A 16,661-nucleotide genomic window follows, 5' to 3' on the forward strand; every position below is an offset into this window, starting at 1 on the left:
TGAGGCAAACGCCATGCATCCACGTTTTCAAGCGGCTTTCGCCCGGCTTGCAGAGAATTTGCAATCAGCTCTGGCCCCGATTCTGGCGGATGAGCATTTCCCCGCCCTGCTCACCGCTGAGCAGATCACCACGCTGAAACAGGCCACGGATCTTGACGAAGACGCGCTGGCTTTCGCATTGCTGCCGCTGGCTGCCGCCTGTGCACGTGCCGATCTTTCCCACTTTAACGTTGGCGCCATTGCGCGCGGCGTCAGCGGAACCTGGTACTTCGGCGGAAACATGGAGTTCCTGGGCGCAACCATGCAGCAGACTGTTCATGCGGAACAGAGCGCCATCAGCCACGCCTGGCTGCGCGGCGAAAAGGCCCTGAGCGCCATTACCGTAAACTACACCCCGTGCGGGCACTGCCGTCAGTTTATGAATGAACTGAACAGCGGGCTGCAGCTGCGCATCAATCTGCCGGGTCGCGCGCCGCATACGCTGGGCGACTACCTGCCTGACGCCTTTGGTCCGAAAGATCTTGAAATCAAAACCCTGCTGATGGACGAGCAGGATCACGGTTACACGCTGACCGGTGATGACCTGACCCAGGCGGCCATTCGCGCTGCCAACAAGAGCCATACGCCGTACAGCAAATCCCCGAGCGGCGTGGTACTGCAATGCCGCGATGGGCGTATTTTTAGCGGCAGCTATGCCGAAAACGCCGCGTTTAACCCAACGCTGCCACCGCTGCAGGGCGCACTGAACCTGCTGAGTCTGAACGGCTATGACTACCCGGATATTCAGCGCGCCATTCTGGCAGAAATTGCCGATGCACCGCTGATTCAATGGGATGCCACCGCCGCCACCCTGAAAGCGCTGGGCTGCACGTCAATCGAGCGTGTATTGCTGGCGTGATCCTTCTGGCGGGCAGACATGCCCGCCCGTTTTGCTGAAAAAGCCTTCAGTTGATGCGCTGTTTCTTGCGCTAACCAGGCGGGTACAGTAGCCTGAGTTAAATTCACCTTCGGTACGAGCCATCTGCATGTTAAAGCGCGTTTTTTACAGCCTGTCTGTCCTGGTCGGCATACTGCTGTTGATCGTGCTGGGTCTCGACCGGTGGATGAGCTGGAAAACGGCCCCCTACATTTTTGATGACCTGCAGGACCTGCCCTATCGCCAGGTGGGTGTGGTGCTCGGCACCGCAAAGTATTACCGCACCGGTGTCATCAATCAGTATTACCGCTACCGCATTCAGGGCGCGCTCAACGCCTACAACAGCGGCAAGGTCAATTACCTGCTGTTAAGCGGCGATAACGCGCTGCAAAGCTACAACGAACCGGTCACCATGCGCAAAGACCTGATTGCCGCAGGCGTTGATCCGGCAGATATCGTGCTCGACTACGCCGGGTTCCGCACGCTCGACTCCATCGTGCGCACGCGCAAAGTGTTCGACACCAACGACTTCATCATCATCACCCAGCGCTTCCACTGCGAACGTGCGCTGTTTATCGCGCTGCACATGGGCATTCAGGCGCAGTGTTATGCGGTGCCCTCGCCAAAAGATATGCTGAGCGTGCGCGTGCGTGAGTTTGGCGCTCGCTTTGGCGCGCTGGCCGATCTCTATATCTTCAAACGTGAACCGCGCTTTTTAGGCCCCCTGGTGCCAATTCCGGCCATGCATGAAGTGCCGGAAGATGCGCAGGGTTATCCGGCGGTGACGCCGGAGCAGTTGCTGGACATGCAGAAGAAAAAGTAATCAAATTCCATAATGCGTGATATAACACGCACTACTCTGTCATCAGATACCTAATGAGTGATATAAGTGGCGCTAGTTGCCATTTTCATTAACAATGAGTAATATTTTACTCATTGCCGTTTTATGGAGGTGAGATGGAGACGTTAACCGTACAAGCATATCTGAATGAAACATGGACGGATATCGCCCTCATCAAATATCCGGGAAGCGAAAACAATGACTGGAACACCACACAGTTAGACTATCTTACTGAGTATGCGATTAATTTTCTTGACTATGATGATTTTCACGCGGTCTCAGTCAACCACCCTGTATCACTCTTTTTTGATGACCAGGGTCAACCGGGCTGGCTGCGATTTATCGACGATATCATTCCTGCCGGAGCCAGTCGCCGTTATTGGATAAATGCACTCGATATCAGTGAGTTGCCTGTTGGTCAGCAGAATTTTTTATTGTTGAAATTTGGCACAATGTCCCCTGTCGGGAATTTGCGTATAAAAGAATCCGTTCCTGAATGGAATGAATTCGCACGCACTAAAACGTTTACGGTTTCGGACGTCATCGATCGTGCGGCAGATTTTCTGGATTATGCCCAGGAAAGAGGCGCGGCGGCGGGTGGTGCAACCGGCGCTGGGGGTGAAGCGCCGAAACTGTTGCTGCGCTGTAGTGAAACGGATGCCATATGGATCGATACCTGGCAAAACGAACCGGATAACCGGGACCGCTATTATTTGGTTAAATATCCACGCGGAAACAGAACAGAAGTTGATTGTAATATTCTCCGGGCTGAATTTCATTATTACCATGAGCTTAACGCGATGGGCTTTTCCACGATCCCAGTGGACACAATGCGCCTTGAAGAAGGTAGCCACTATCCTTCTCTGTGGTTGCCACGTTTCGACATAATGAGAAATGAGCAGGATCAACTGATCAGGCTGGGTATGGAATCGGTGTATTCACTATTACAAAAAGCACCCGGTACTCTCCTGGATCATGAAGCAACGCTGCGCGCGTTAATTAATAAAATTACCTCCAGCCATATGGTTCAGCAGCAGGGCTATCAATTTGATATTCCTGGTTTTGTAACAGAATGGGTACGTCGCGATCTGTTAAATATTATTTTTGGGAATAGTGACAACCATGGGCGAAATACCGCCTTTGTGAAAGCTGAAAATCACATTATGCTCTCCCCTGTTTATGACTTTGCTCCAATGAAAGCCGATCCAGAGGGGATACCGCGAACCCTAAAGTGGTCATTATCTTGTGAATCTGGGGGGGATTATAATTTCAACGCTATCGCGCAAGCAGTGGCGGAGTGGATCCCTCCCACAACTTTACTTGACGCTCTGCATGAGACAGCCGTCCAGCTCATCGATCTCCCGGAAAGGCTGGAGGCGCGAGGCGTTCCCGACCAGATAATGGAAATGCCCGCGATTGGTTTTCGCTATATTCCGAATAAACTTTCTCGTTGGGGTTTATTATGAAAATATCTAATAAATCTGAATCAGAGCTTCTACAAACATTAGCCCGGGTACGCAGCGTAAATGAAAAGCGACGTCATGATGAGGATGAAGATCCGGACAAGTCATCGGTAGTAAAGAGGCAACGCGTTTCATCAGGCTTAACACGGATTAGTACTCTTGATCGCCAGGCTGTATTGCATGCAGCCATACGGGACATTTTACTGGGTAAAATCACACAGGGTGAGGCGCTGAAAAGACTCAGGGTCGAAGTGTTGGGGATGAAGCAGGATGAGTATGCAAAGCTGGTCAGCGTATCCCGGAAAACATTGTCGGATGTAGAAAATGGCAGAGGTAATTATTCCGCTGACATTATAAATAAAATCTTTAAACCCTTTGGGCTTCAAACCGGACTGGTGCCCATTTCCAAATCGCTTATAGCTTCACTTTTCACGTAAAAAACCCGCATGCCGTTCACGGGCAGCGGGTTTTATTTATTCGCCTGATATTTATTTCTTACGCGCGTATTTCAGTGAATCCAGCGCAACCGCGAAGATGATAATGGCACCCTTGATGATGTACTGCCAGTACGGGTTCACGCCGATGTAGGTCAGACCATAGTTGATGACCGTAAAGATGATCACACCGGTGACCACGCCAAGCACGGTACCCACACCGCCGCTGAAGGAGACCCCGCCCACCACGCAGGCGGCAATCGCATCCAGTTCGTACATAAAGCCGAGGTTGTTGGTGGCAGAGCCGATACGGCCCGCTTCCAGCATCCCGCCGAAGGCATAGAACACACCGGACAGGGCATAAATCATCAGCAGGTTCAGGGCCACGTTAACGCCGGACACTTTCGCTGCTTCCGGGTTGCCCCCGATGGCGAAGATGTTCTTACCAAAGCGGGTTTTGTTCCACAGGATCCAGACGAACGCCACCGCAATCAACGCGTAGAAAGTGATGTACGACAGGCGGAAGCTGCCCAGCGCAATAAACCCTTGCGTGAAGGTCGAGAAACCGCTGTCGAAGCCCGAGATGGGGGACGCACCAACGAAGTCGTAGTACAGGGAGTTGATACCGTAAACGATGATCATCGTACCCAGGGTGGTGATAAATGGCGTCACGTTCAGGTAAGCGATGATGATACCGTTGATCAGACCAATCACCGCACCGATGGCGCAGACAATCAGGATCACCACGAAAATGGGCATGGTCGCCATTTCCGGGAACACCTTGTTGGCGTTTTCCATCGACTGCAACAGGGTTGCCGCGATCACCGCCGCCAGGCCGACCTGGCGCCCTGCGGAAAGGTCAGTCCCCTGGGTGACGATGAGCCCCGCCACGCCCAGCGCGATAATAATACGCACGGAAGACTGAGTCAGAATGTTACTCAGGTTCAGCAGACTTAAGAACGTAGGGTCCTGGAAAATGATAATGGCCAGCAATACTAAAAGAACAACGTAAATACCGCCTTCTTTCAGATAAGTGAGAAAACTTTTTTTATTTAACGCACTCATGAGGAGCCCCTGATCTTAAAGGTGCAAAGACGCTAAACGCAAAATTTCGTTTTGCGTTGTCGTTTTCGTGTCAACAATACCGGCAACGAGACCATTGCTCATAACCAGAATACGGTCTGTGATCCCTAACAATTCCGGCATTTCGGAAGAGATAATAATGATCCCTTTATCCTTTTTCGCCAGTTCAGCGATCAGCTGATAAATTTCAAACTTCGCGCCGACGTCAATACCGCGGGTTGGTTCATCCAGCATCAGAATTTCTGGCTGCGTTAATAACCAACGACCGATAATGACTTTTTGCTGGTTGCCGCCCGACAACGAACCAATTTGCGTACGATGCCCCGGCGTTTTTACGCGCATAGAGTCAATAACCCACTGGGTATCACTCTTCATGCGGGAGTTATCCAGCAGACCCACTTTGTTTTTATAGTTGCGGATATTAGAAATTAACGAGTTAAAGTTAATATCCAGATAGGCATAAATACCGGTCGAACGCCGCTCTTCCGTCACCAGTGCAAAACCATTATTAATGGCTTCGTTGGCGTTGTGGTTGTTAATTTTCTTACCGTGCAGCGTGATGGTGCCTTCGGCTTTCTCGCGAATACCAAACAGGGTTTCGACGATATCGGTACGTTTTGCCCCGACCAGGCCTGCAATACCCAGAATTTCGCCCTTGTGCAGGTCGAAGGAGACGTCGCGAATAGAGGGCTGACGCAGCGAGGTCAGATTACGCACCTCAAGGATCACCTCACCCGGCTTGTTCTCTTTGTCCGGGAAACGCTGGTTCAGGGAACGGCCCACCATCATGGCGATGATCTTGTCCATGTCCAGCCCTTCGAGAGGCTGAGTGGCAATCCACTGGCCGTCGCGCAGGATGGTTATCTCATCACACAGCTGGAAGATCTCTTCCATTTTATGGGAGATATAAACAATGCCGCAGCCGCGATCTTTTAGCTTACGAATAATGGTAAAAAGGTGGTTAACCTCTTTTTCCGTTAATGACGATGTCGGTTCATCCATGATGACAATTTTGGCATCATAGGAGAACGCTTTAGCAATTTCGATCATCTGCATTTGCGAGACGGATAATGTTCCCACGCGGGCGCGCGGATCGATATCAATATCCAGCTCATCGAAAATGGCTTTGGTGTCACGGTACATTTTGTCCTGATCGACAAAAACACCTTTGGTTGGATAACGTCCCAACCACATATTATCCATTACCGAGCGTTGCAGTACCAGGTTCAATTCCTGGTGAACCATAGAGATACCGTTTTCCAGTGCTTCTTTCGCTGAATGGAAATCGATCTCTTTCCCCTGAAAAAGAATGCTGCCAGAATCTTTTTGATAGATCCCAAAAAGACATTTTAATAATGTTGATTTACCGGCACCGTTTTCACCCATTAAGGCATGAATTGAATGAGGCCGAACTTTTAAATTAACATTATCGAGTGCCTTAACACCGGGAAACGACTTGTTGATGCCGTTCATTTCCAACAAGAATTCACCGGACGACGGAGTAGTTGTGCTGACCATAATTATACCTTGTTGGCCTCGCATATCGCGTTATAAAAGGGCGCAACATGTTGCGCCCTGTGGAGACATAACTAACTATCTTATTTACCGATAAACTCAGCCAGGTTGGACTGGTCTACGCCCACGTAAGGTACGCGAACGATTTTATTGTCGATTTTCCAGTTGGTGCCATCAGCCGCACCTTTACCGTCGGCCAGGTTTTTCGCCAGATCGAAGGTGGCTTTCGCCTGGTTGTTGGCATCGTTCAGCACGGTACCGGCCATCGCACCTGATTTCACCAGTGCCAGCGCTTCTGGCAGCGCATCCACGCCGAACACAGGGATAGAGGATTTGTTGTGTGCTTTCAGGGCTTCTACCGCACCCATTGCCATCGCGTCGTTGTTAGCGATAACCACTTCAATTTTGTTCGCGTTAGGACCAGACAGCCACGCGTCCATTTTATCTTTCGCCTGAGCGGTATCCCACATCGCGGTATCTAAAGCCAGCTGCTGGGTTTTCAGACCTTTGTCGTTCAGCTCTTTGACAACGTAAGTGGTACGCGCTTCAGCATCCGGGTGGCCTGGCTCGCCTTTCAGCAGCACAAACTGGATCTGGCCGTCTTTGTTCAGATCCCAGTTCGGGTTGGCCGCCCAGTGTTTCGCGATCAGATCGCCCTGGATAATACCGGACTCTTTGGAGTCAGTACCGACGTAATACGCTTTGTCATAGCTGTCCAGCGCTTTACGGGAAGGTTCTTTGTTGAAGAAGACGATTGGCACGTTCTGGCCGCGCGCTTTCTCGATAACTGTGCCTGCAGCAGCCGGGTCAACCAGGTTGATTGCCAGTGCCTTCACGCCTTTTGCCAGCAGGACGTCAATCTGATCGTTCTGTTTGGACTGGTCGTTCTGGGAGTCATTCATCAGCAGCTGAACATCTGGCGCTGCTTTAGCATCTTTCTCGATCGCTTTACGCACAACAGACATGAAGTTGTCGTCGTATTTATAGATAGTCACACCAATACGGGTATCCGCAGCGTGCGCTGCTGCACCAAAAAGCATGCTTGCCATTACAGCAGACAGAGTCAACACCTTCTTATTCATGGTATCTCCGGTTTTTTTTATGCAGGGTAGTTCTTGTGAATAACGATCGGCGGGCAGGTGTTAATAAAACGTTACTGACAGCCGAAGTTCACTTATAAAATTTCTATCTTCCGTGTTCGGTAACGCTCCAGAAATGCGTTTTATTCGTTGTTTGCGGCACGTTGGCTATAGTGAAAGTGAATAATCACTGTTACATAGCGTTTCAGCCCCTAAAACGCTGACATCATAGTCAGCGCCTTGTTAAGATACTGTGAATTTACTCACAGATTGAAAACGGTTACATCAGCTGGCTTTATCAGTTAGTGATCGGAACCACAATTTGCCGGGCAGAGACCGAATGGCGGCGCACTAATGTCGGCATGAAACAGTGTGTTGCTCCCGTATCAAGCAGCCCTGCCGCGCCCTGTAACGCCAGCTCAGTCGCCAGTTTGGCCATCGAGACAATGGGATAGCGTACCGTTGTCAGCTGCGGGTCGGTGTAACGGGCAATGGGAATATCGTCAAAACCGATCAACGACAAATGCTGTGGCACCGCAATGCCGTTATCTTTTAACGCCGTTAGTGCTCCGGCAGCCATGCTGTCGTTGTACGCAAACACCGCGGAGAGCTGCAGGTTACGGCCCAGCAGCTCGACCATCGCCGCCTCCCCTCCCTGCATGTCCGGGGTACCGGTGCCTACCCAGCTTTCAGCAGGCGCAATGCCATGCTCTTTCAGGGCGTTTTGCCAGCCTTCGCGACGCAGTTCGTCGTCCTCAATCGCGTGGCTGGAGGCCAGATAACCGATTCGCTGGTGCCCGTTATTAATCAGCATGCGCGTAGCCATCATGGCGCCACTCACGTTATCCAGCCCCACGCAACGGTGGGCATAGCCGGGCACAATCCGGTTGATGAGCACCATGCCGGGGATTTGCTCCATAAATCCGGCAAGTTCCTCATCACTCAGGGCTTTTGAATGCACAATCAGCGCGTTACAACGCTGGCGGATCAGCACTTCGATGGCATAGCGCTCTTTTTCTGCTTCATGATAGCTGTTGCCGATCAGCACATACTTTTGGTGCTGCTGGGCGACAACATCCACCGCTTTCACCAGCGCGCCAAAAAACGCATCCGACACGTCCATCACCACCACGCCAATGGTGTCACTGACCTGCGTAGCCAGCGCCTGCGCGTTAGCATTGGGGCGGTAACCCAGTTGGGTCACGGCTTTCATTACGGTTTCACGGGTTTCAGGGCTGACCAGCGCGCTGTTGTTCAGCACGCGAGAGACGGTGGCCACAGAAACGCCCGCCTGACGGGCGACGTCACGAATGGTGATCATATTCACCATCCTTAAAAGGATTGCAGCAACTCACAGACACCCCCTGTGTTTAGCAAGGTGGCTATTTTGGCAGCGAGAGAAAGGGGACTACGTGAAGAAGCTCACACAGATGAAAACGGTTACATCCATTTTGTTAATGATTGTGATCCAGATCGTTATCTGGATGTATTATTCAATGAAACACCTGACGCTTTTGCGGTTAACTGACGCCACGCCCACTCCAGGGGCCCCTGGCGGAAATACCGCAGCCAGATAACCGAAAACGCCAGGTTTATCGTCCAGACCGGAAGAACAAACGCCAGCAGCGTAAGACGGTCGAATTTCATAAACAGGCCGAATCGATAGAACAGCGTGGTGCAGATGAGGGTCTGCAGAATGTAATTGCTTAACGCCATGCGGCCAACGCAGGCCACGGCACTGACAATCCAGAGGCGGGAGAGCTGCGGCCAGAAGCCATAGATGAGCGCGGCGTAGCCGATGGTCTGGAACGGGGCACCGAGCTCGCGCGGAACCTGCTGCAGGAAAGCGCACCAGCGGTAATCCCAGTGAAGATGCCACTGCGCAATCACCGCCGGGAGATTGATCGCCACGCCCAGCAGCACCAGTAAGACTCCGGTGCGACGATAGTGGCGCAGGCTAAATTCCCCTTTCAGCCAGCCGGTGCGCATCAGGGATGCGCCCATCAGCATCATCCCCGCCAGCTGCCAGCCGTATTGCGCCCCCAGCGCCAGCAGGTTATCGCCCAGCATATCCGCGCGATTGCTTATCGCTTCCGCGCCGCCTTTTAGCTTCCAGAACTGCTCATACTGCAGGTTGGCGGCGTCCGGTATCCACGAGCGGCTTGTTGCGTCGCCGGCGATCATGCCCAGCAACAGCAGCACCCCAAGCCCCATGACATAGAGCATCACGCCGGTGTTAAACAGGCTTTTGACGCTATGCGCATCACGGATGAGCCGCCAGCAAATCAGCCCGACTAATCCATAGGCGAGAAGAATATCACCGTCCCAGAAGAACAGGCCGTGAATAAAGCCAAGGAGCACCAGCAGGGTCAGACGTGACTGGATCCAGCGGGTGCCGCGTTTGAGCAGCAGTTGCAGACCGGCGCCAAACAGCAGCGCAAAGAGGGTGAGGAATTTCACCTGAGCAAAGAGATCGAGGATTGCCCACGTCCAGGCATCGCGACGGGTGATCTCGCCATACCAGGCGGGGTTAAGATAAGCGGCCTTCGGCAGACCGAAGGCGCTGATATTAAGCAGCAGGATACCGAGAATGGCGACGCCGCGAACAAAATCGAGCGTGACGTTTCGCTCCATGGTCCCTGCCCTGTCAGATTAGTTGTGGTGACGCACGGCGCGCAGGAACTCCTGGCGGGTGTTCTGGCTGGATTTAAACAGACCGCCCAGCGACGTGGTGGTGGTCGCACTGGTGGCATCACGTACACCGCGCGCCTTCACGCAGTAGTGAACCGCGTCAATGGAGACCGCGACGTTATTGGTGCCCAGCAGCGTTTGCAGCGCAGTCAGGATCTGCTGCGTCAGACGCTCCTGCACCTGTGGGCGTTGGGCAAAGAACTGCACGATACGGTTGATTTTGGACAGACCAATCACCGTATCTTTTGGAATGTAAGCCACGGTCGCTTTACCGTCGATGGTCACGAAGTGGTGCTCGCAGGTGCTGGTCAGCGTGATATCGCGCACCGTCACCATCTCATCCACCTTCATTTTGTTTTCAATGACGGTGATTTTCGGGAAGTTGGCGTAGTCCAGGCCGGAGAAAATTTCGTCGACATACATTTTTGCGATGCGATGCGGCGTTTCCATCAGACTGTCGTCGCTCAGATCGAGATTCAGCAGTTGCATGATCTCGGTCATGTGCCCGGCAATCAGACGTTTACGGGTTTCATTATCCACTTCCTGAACGGGTGGACGCAGTGGCGTTTCAAGACCGCGCGCAACCAGGGCTTCGTGGACAAGGGCCGCTTCTTTACTGAGTGATGACATTCTTTTCTCCTGCAGGTGTGGCGTCTTTTGCCCTCGTTGTGGCAAAAGTGTGCGCTCATTGTGCGTGAGGCCGCGCACATAATCCAGTATTCACGACGATAATTATTGCAATTGCTGCTGCCTTTCGGCCTGACGGTTCCACACCAGCGCGCCCGCAATGAACAGCGCAATGCCCGCCAGCCCCAGCGCAGGCTCAAGCTTGTGGGTAAGCCAGGTGGATAACGCCGAGGTCATCGGCCCCACCAGCTGTCCAATGGCATAACCGGTAGTCAGCAGCCCCGCCATATAGCGGGTATGTTCGGGTGCCAGCTCGCGCCCGTAGAGTAAAGAGAGCTGAACGGCACACAGAAATCCGCCGCCGACCAGCAGGCCGCCCGTCAGCAAGCCGCCAATTCCCGGCAGTAGCCACGCCGCCAGCACACCCGCCCCCTGTAACCACAGCACGATAGCCAGCCTGCGGTTCGAGGTAGAGGTGTGGCGCAAAACGATACTGAGCACAATCCCCACAACAGCGGCAGCGCCAAATATCGGCCAGACAAACTGTGCAAACAGGCTGCCGGGAAAACGCACGGCCGCCATTTGCGATAAGAATGTTGCAGGCAGGATGTAGCCAAATCCGGCCAGGCTGTAGCTCCAGACCAGGCACTTCAGATCTTTCGTCAGAATAAGGGGTTCAGGCGCGCTGCCAGGCCGATGCAGTTGCCCGGCACGCGGTAAATAGCGGGCAACCAGTGCGATAAGCACCAGCGCCAGCACGCCGTAAATCTGCCATGCGGCCCCGGCCGACAACGCTTTTGCGTGAATATAGACCGCAAGCAGTCCGCTCAGGGCGATACCTGCGCCCGGCCCGGCAAACACGGCCGCGCTCATACCCGGTTTACCCAGTTGCCCCAGCCGCTCGTTGGTCCAGGCGGCAATGAGCACCATCGACCAGCCGCTCATGCAGCCAATCACAAAGCGCAGCAGACCATGTACCAGCGCGTTATCCGCTGCGGCGGAAAGCAGCGTCAGCGCCACAGCGCCAGTTATACCCAGCCAGAGGCGAGTTTCAACGAAGCGATGGGCGCGCATCGCATCCCATGCGCCCACCAGATAGCCCAGATAGTTCATCGCCGCCACCAGACCTGCGCTGGTGAGCGTGAGTTGCCCGGCGGCAATCATCAGCGGCACCTGAGGGGTAAACGCGAAGCGCCCAATTCCCATCGCTACCACCAGAACCACAAATCCACTGAGCGCAATTCGCAGCGCCATGACCGCTCCAGTTGTTAATAAAAAGTAAATTTATGATGCAGGATCTCGCTGTCTTGCGAAAGTGAAAGTTGCTCACAGGTAAATGAAAACTCTGTATTATGGGTTGAATGAATAGCAATTCGCATTAAGGAGCCCTGCATGGAACTGCTCGAAGAGCATCGTTGTTTTGAAGGTCGACAGCAGCGCTGGCGCCACGACTCCACTGTCCTGAACTGTGCCATGACGTTCAGCATTTTCCTGCCGCCCACTGAAGAGGGTGCTAAGCCCCCGGTTCTGTTCTGGCTCTCGGGATTAACCTGTAACGATGAGAATTTCACCACCAAAGCGGGCGCGCAGCGTGTGGCGGCCGAGCTGGGTATCGCCCTGGTGATGCCAGACACCAGCCCGCGTGGCGATGAGGTGGCGGACGATGCCGGATATGATCTGGGCAAAGGGGCCGGGTTCTATCTGAACGCCACAGAGCAGCCGTGGGCGAGCCATTACCGCATGTACGACTATATTGCCGACGAGCTGCCAGCCCTGATACAGCGTGAGTTTGCAGTAAGCAACCGGTGTGCCATCAGCGGGCATTCCATGGGTGGGCACGGCGCGTTGATCATGGCGCTAAAAAATCCTGGCAGATACACCAGCGTTTCCGCGTTTGCGCCAATTGTAAACCCCACCCAGGTACCGTGGGGGCAGAAAGCCTTCACGAACTATCTGGGCGATGACGCACAACGCTGGCAGGAATGGGACAGCTGTGCCCTGATGCTGGCGAGCCAGCCTGGAAATGCGATCCCGACGCTTGTCGATCAAGGTGATGCGGATCAGTTCCTGGCCGGGCAGCTGCAGCCCGCCGTGCTGGCTGAAGCCGCACGCCAGAAAGACTGGCCGCTGACGCTGCGTATTCAGCCCGGATATGACCACAGCTACTATTTCATTGCATCCTTTATTGAGGATCACCTCCGCTTCCATGCGGAGCATTTGTTCGAGTAAGTGCGGTCTTTTTTGCCCGGTAAGCGAAGCGCCACCGGGCATGAAAACCACATCAGAACTTATAATCCACACCCACAAAGTAGCGGCGGCCATCTTCCGTGTAGCTGTAATCGTCGCGGCTCAGATCTTTATCCAGCAGGTTCTGCACGCCCGCGCGCAGCTTCACGCTTTTCGTTGCCTGCCATGCCGCGCCGGTATTCCAGATGACATAGCCGCCCGGCGTTGCGTCTGCGCTGGTTAACGCACGTTTCTCGCCGGTGTAGTGGCCCTGGACGTAGAACGACCAGTCCTGCGTCGCCTTCCAGTCCACGGTACCGTTGGCGGTATGGAACGGCAGTTCGGACAGCGGTTTGTTGCCGCCGTTGCTGATATCACGCCCGTCGTTGTAGGTATAGTTCAGCGTCAGCTTCCAGTCTTCAGCCACCGGGATCTTCAGCTCGGTTTCCACGCCACGAATACGCGCCTTGTTGACGTTGTAATAGCGGAAGATCGGTTCACCGTCAGCATTCAGCCCCACGTAGTTCGGGTAGCTCTTAGCCTGGTCAACGTTCGCCGTACGGCTGATGCTGATACGGTCATCAACATTGTTCTGGAAGGTGGTAATGCTGGCCTGCACCCCCTCTAACCATCCCTCTTCCCCGCTGTAGTACAGTCCGAGTTCAAAGCTTTCGCTGGTTTCCGGTTTCAGGTTCGGGTTACCGACAATCTCGCAGGCACCGCGACACGATCCGGTGATCCAGTCCGGACTCAGTTGCAGCAGGGATGGCGCTTTAAACGCGGTTGCCCAGCCCCCTTTCACCGTGACGGTATCGGTCGCGTTATAGACCAGATACGCTCGCGGACTCCAGTGATCGCCGTAGGTGTCGTGGTCGTCCATACGGATGCCGGTAGTCAGCGCCAGCGGTTCAAATATCCGCCATTCATCTTCAAGGAAGAGAGCATACTGGCTGGTAGAGGTCGTGCTGCCGGAGCCCCCGGTCAGGTTTACCGGATCTTTCAGCTTGTCGTGACGCCATTCGCCGCCGAAGGTCAGCAGCTGATTGATTTCACCCAGCGGCAGCACGTATTTACCATCAACGGCGTTGCTCTCGGAAGTGATGGTATGGCTGTTACCCGGGTTTTTGTTGTCCACCTTCTCGCCGTAAACTTTCAGTTCGCTGTTGCCTGTCCCCCAGCGGCCGTTGTGGCTCACGGAGTAGTTCTGGCGCTCAAGGCGATTTTTATCGAGGGAATCGGAATCACGATCCTGGCGGTCGAAACCATAGCCTGCGGTAAAGTCATGATCTTCCGTCGGCGTCCAGGCGAATTCCACGTTGGCATCGCGGCGGGTGTTGCCCTCAATGCGCGGCGTTTCACCGCTCGTTGTGGTAGACGATTCTTGCTGTTTGTCTTTTTCACGCTTAGACACGCTGCCGTAGGCCTTCAGCCCCAGCACGCCGTCCACCAGCGGGCCGCTGGTGTAGAACTGGCCGTTGTTGGTGTCCCCGCGATCGCGGTGTTCCTGAATGGTGGAGTCGGCGCTCAGGGTGCCCGTCCACTTCTGACCGATTTTCTTGGTGATGATGTTCACCACGCCGCCCAGCGCATCTGAGCCGTAGAGCGAGGACATTGGCCCGCGCACCACTTCGATCCGCTCGATCGCATCGACCGGAACCCAGTTCAGATCGAAATCGTTATGGCGGAAGACGGCGTTGCGGGAGTTAACACGCTTACCGTCGATCAGGATCAGCGTATAGCTGCTGTCCAGACCGCGAATACTTACCCCTTTACGGTTGTCCCCTTCATTAGTGAGCTGCACGCCCGGTACGTCCTGCAACACATCTTTCAGGTTCTGAACGGGTTTACGCTGCAGGTCTTCCTGGGTGATGACGCTGATGCTAGCCGGTGCGTCCTTCAGGTTTTGCTCAGTCGCTGACGCCGTGACAACCAGTGTGTCGCTGGATTCCGCAGCGATGACAGGCAGTGCCAGGGACATTGCGGACGCACAAAGTCCTCCCCTGACGAAGGGATTCAACCTAAACATTCCATATCTCCATGAGGTAAATACAACTAAATCAAAAGATTATTGCCCACAATGCCTTTTGCTCCGCCCGCATCTCCGGCGGGTCGGTGGTCTGCTTATTTTGACGTAACGATAAAGCAAACGATTATTATTATCAATTAAATTGTTAAAAATTATATCCGTTCTGCATAATGTGGAGATAAAAAAGCCCGCTCAAATGAGCGGGCTAAAAGAGAGAAAGTGCGGTTTATTTGTTAAATCGTTCAGGGAATTCCATTTCACTGTAGCGAACGAAGTGCGTTCCTTTCATCAGCTTGTAACCAAACCAGATCACCAGGAACAGCGGAATACCAATGTAGGTGGCCGTTACGGCGCCCCAGTCAATGGTGTCCGCCAGGAACGCTTCATAGTTCTGGCCCAGGGTGATAATCAGACACAGAATGAAGGCGAAAATCGGCCCCAGCGGGAAGAACCCGGAACGGTACGGCAGGTTGTTCAGATCGTGTCCCTGCATCACATAGCCGCGACGGAAGCGGTAGTGACTGATGGCAATCCCCAGCCAGGCAATAAAGCCCGTCATACCAGAGGTGTTGAGCAGCCACAGGTAGACCGTCTGGTTACCGAACATGGAGGTCAGGAAGCACAGACCAGCAATGACCGTTGTGGCATACAGTGCGTTACGCGGCACACCACCACGAGACAGTTTTGCGAAAATACGCGGCGCTTTACCGTCACAGGCCAGGGTATAGAGCATACGGGTTGAGGCGTACATACCGGAGTTACCCGCAGACAGCACCGCTGTCAGGATAACGGCGTTCATCACCGCCGCCGCAGAGAGCAGACCGGCATGCTGGAAGACCAGCGTGAACGGGCTGACGCTGATGTCTTTGACATCGTTGCGCAGCAGGCTTGGGTCGGTGTACGGGATAATCAGGCTGATAATCAGGATCGCGAACACATAGAACAGCAGAATACGCCAGAATACCTGACGCACCGCGCGCGGAATGTTCTTCTCCGGGTTTTCAGACTCACCGGCGGCAATACCAATCAGCTCGGTGCCCTGGAAGGAGAAGCCAACAATCATCGCCACGCCAATCATCGCCGAGAAACCACCGGCAAACGGTGCATCGCCAATCGTCCAGTTGCTCCACCCGGCCGGTTCCGCCCCTTTGAAAATACCAACGATCATCGCCACACCGACGACGATAAAGATGATGACGGTTGCCACTTTGATCAAAGAGAACCAGTATTCCGCTTCGCCAAAGCCGCGAACGGAGATGTAGTTCAGCAGGAAGATGACCGCGAGGAACAGCGCACTCCAGATCCAGCCTGGCGTGTCCGGGAACCACCAGGTCATAACCAGCTGTGCGGCGACAAGGTCAACGGCGATGGTGACCGCCCAGTTGTACCAGTAGTTCCAGCCCAGCGCGAAGCCAAAGCCTTCTTCAACGTATTTCTGACCGTAGGTCGAAAACGAACCGGATACCGGCATGTACGCGGCCAGTTCGCCCAGGCTGGTCATCAGGAAGTAGACCATCAGGCCAATCAGGATATAAGAGAAAAGTGCCCCACCCGGGCCAGCTGCCGAAATGGTTGCCCCGGAGGCAACGAAAAGACCTGTACCGATTGAGCCGCCGATGGCGATCATCGTCAGGTGACGCGCCTTGAGTTCGCGGCGTAGCGCGGGCGCTTCTGTGGTTTTAGTTTCTGAAACCATGTGAAAATGCTGTCCATTCAATAAATGAGGCGCGATTGTAGCAGACGATCCGCGTTCCTTCCGG

Annotated in this window: 14 protein-coding genes; 5 read left to right on the plus strand and 9 right to left on the minus strand. The window is 53.9% G+C overall.

Features of this window, described 5'->3' with window-relative positions:
* The first annotated feature begins 13 nt into the window (after positions 1–13).
* The 4 genes from cdd to ACQG2G_RS14630 all read left to right on the plus strand — a co-directional run bounded on the left by cdd (position 14) and on the right by ACQG2G_RS14630 (position 3,657).
* Positions 14–898 (plus strand): cytidine deaminase, encoded by an 885-nt coding sequence (gene cdd / locus ACQG2G_RS14615; RefSeq protein ID WP_061772776.1) that lies wholly within the window; start codon positions 14–16, stop codon positions 896–898.
* Positions 899–1,025: 127 nt separating this feature from the next.
* Positions 1,026–1,739 carry an outer membrane permeability protein SanA gene (gene sanA, locus ACQG2G_RS14620; protein ID WP_023619764.1) on the plus strand — a complete coding sequence of 238 codons (714 nt, stop codon included), beginning with the start codon at positions 1,026–1,028 and terminating at the stop codon, positions 1,737–1,739.
* 134 nt (positions 1,740–1,873) lie between these two features.
* Positions 1,874–3,223 carry a type II toxin-antitoxin system HipA family toxin gene (locus ACQG2G_RS14625; RefSeq protein ID WP_061772775.1) on the plus strand — a complete coding sequence of 450 codons (1,350 nt, stop codon included), beginning with the start codon at positions 1,874–1,876 and terminating at the stop codon, positions 3,221–3,223.
* Positions 3,220–3,657: a helix-turn-helix transcriptional regulator gene (locus ACQG2G_RS14630; RefSeq protein ID WP_029883072.1), complete on the plus strand. Its 438-nt coding sequence runs from the start codon at positions 3,220–3,222 to the stop codon at positions 3,655–3,657. Before ACQG2G_RS14625 ends, ACQG2G_RS14630 begins: the two co-directional genes overlap by 4 nt.
* Before the next feature lie 51 nt (positions 3,658–3,708).
* Here ACQG2G_RS14630 and mglC read toward each other — a convergent pair whose 3' ends face one another.
* The 7 genes from mglC to ACQG2G_RS14665 form a co-directional block, all read right to left on the minus strand.
* Positions 3,709–4,719 (minus strand): galactose/methyl galactoside ABC transporter permease MglC, encoded by a 1,011-nt coding sequence (gene mglC, locus ACQG2G_RS14635; RefSeq protein ID WP_013097952.1) that lies wholly within the window; start codon positions 4,717–4,719, stop codon positions 3,709–3,711.
* A 15-nt stretch (positions 4,720–4,734) separates the two neighbouring features.
* On the minus strand, positions 4,735–6,255 hold the full coding sequence (gene mglA / locus ACQG2G_RS14640) for a galactose/methyl galactoside ABC transporter ATP-binding protein MglA (RefSeq protein ID WP_029883073.1): 1,521 nt from the start codon (positions 6,253–6,255) through the stop codon (positions 4,735–4,737).
* An 80-nt stretch (positions 6,256–6,335) separates the two neighbouring features.
* A complete protein-coding gene (gene mglB / locus ACQG2G_RS14645; RefSeq protein ID WP_014832691.1) occupies positions 6,336–7,334 on the minus strand; it encodes a galactose/glucose ABC transporter substrate-binding protein MglB in 999 nt (332 codons plus the stop codon).
* A gap of 295 nt (positions 7,335–7,629) precedes the next feature.
* Entirely contained in the window at positions 7,630–8,652 is a 1,023-nt protein-coding gene (gene galS, locus ACQG2G_RS14650; protein WP_020690130.1) for an HTH-type transcriptional regulator GalS, read from the minus strand.
* A 155-nt stretch (positions 8,653–8,807) separates the two neighbouring features.
* Positions 8,808–9,965 carry a DUF418 domain-containing protein YeiB gene (yeiB, locus tag ACQG2G_RS14655; RefSeq protein WP_248078953.1) on the minus strand — a complete coding sequence of 386 codons (1,158 nt, stop codon included), beginning with the start codon at positions 9,963–9,965 and terminating at the stop codon, positions 8,808–8,810.
* 18 nt (positions 9,966–9,983) lie between these two features.
* Positions 9,984–10,652 carry a GTP cyclohydrolase I FolE gene (gene folE / locus ACQG2G_RS14660; protein WP_013097957.1) on the minus strand — a complete coding sequence of 223 codons (669 nt, stop codon included), beginning with the start codon at positions 10,650–10,652 and terminating at the stop codon, positions 9,984–9,986.
* Positions 10,653–10,754: 102 nt separating this feature from the next.
* Positions 10,755–11,903: a YbfB/YjiJ family MFS transporter gene (locus ACQG2G_RS14665; RefSeq protein ID WP_061771761.1), complete on the minus strand. Its 1,149-nt coding sequence runs from the start codon at positions 11,901–11,903 to the stop codon at positions 10,755–10,757.
* A 138-nt stretch (positions 11,904–12,041) separates the two neighbouring features.
* On the opposite strand from ACQG2G_RS14665, the gene fghA reads away from it, so the two are divergent.
* Positions 12,042–12,878, plus strand: a complete 837-nt coding sequence (fghA, locus tag ACQG2G_RS14670; RefSeq protein WP_061771762.1) for an S-formylglutathione hydrolase — start codon at positions 12,042–12,044, stop codon at positions 12,876–12,878.
* Positions 12,879–12,930: 52 nt separating this feature from the next.
* On the opposite strand, the gene cirA is transcribed toward fghA, so the two are convergent.
* Together cirA and ACQG2G_RS14680 are read right to left on the minus strand one after the other, a co-directional pair.
* Positions 12,931–14,901, minus strand: a complete 1,971-nt coding sequence (gene cirA / locus ACQG2G_RS14675) for a catecholate siderophore receptor CirA (RefSeq protein ID WP_061771763.1) — start codon at positions 14,899–14,901, stop codon at positions 12,931–12,933.
* Positions 14,902–15,127: 226 nt separating this feature from the next.
* The gene (locus ACQG2G_RS14680; RefSeq protein WP_013097961.1) at positions 15,128–16,597 is read right to left on the minus strand and encodes an amino acid permease; all 1,470 of its coding nucleotides are present in this window, start codon (positions 16,595–16,597) and stop codon (positions 15,128–15,130) included.
* Between the last annotated feature and the right edge of the window lie 64 nt (positions 16,598–16,661).

The organism is Enterobacter cloacae complex sp. 382A5 (assembly GCF_050031095.1).
Classification (GTDB): Bacteria; Pseudomonadota; Gammaproteobacteria; order Enterobacterales; family Enterobacteriaceae; genus Enterobacter; species Enterobacter cloacae.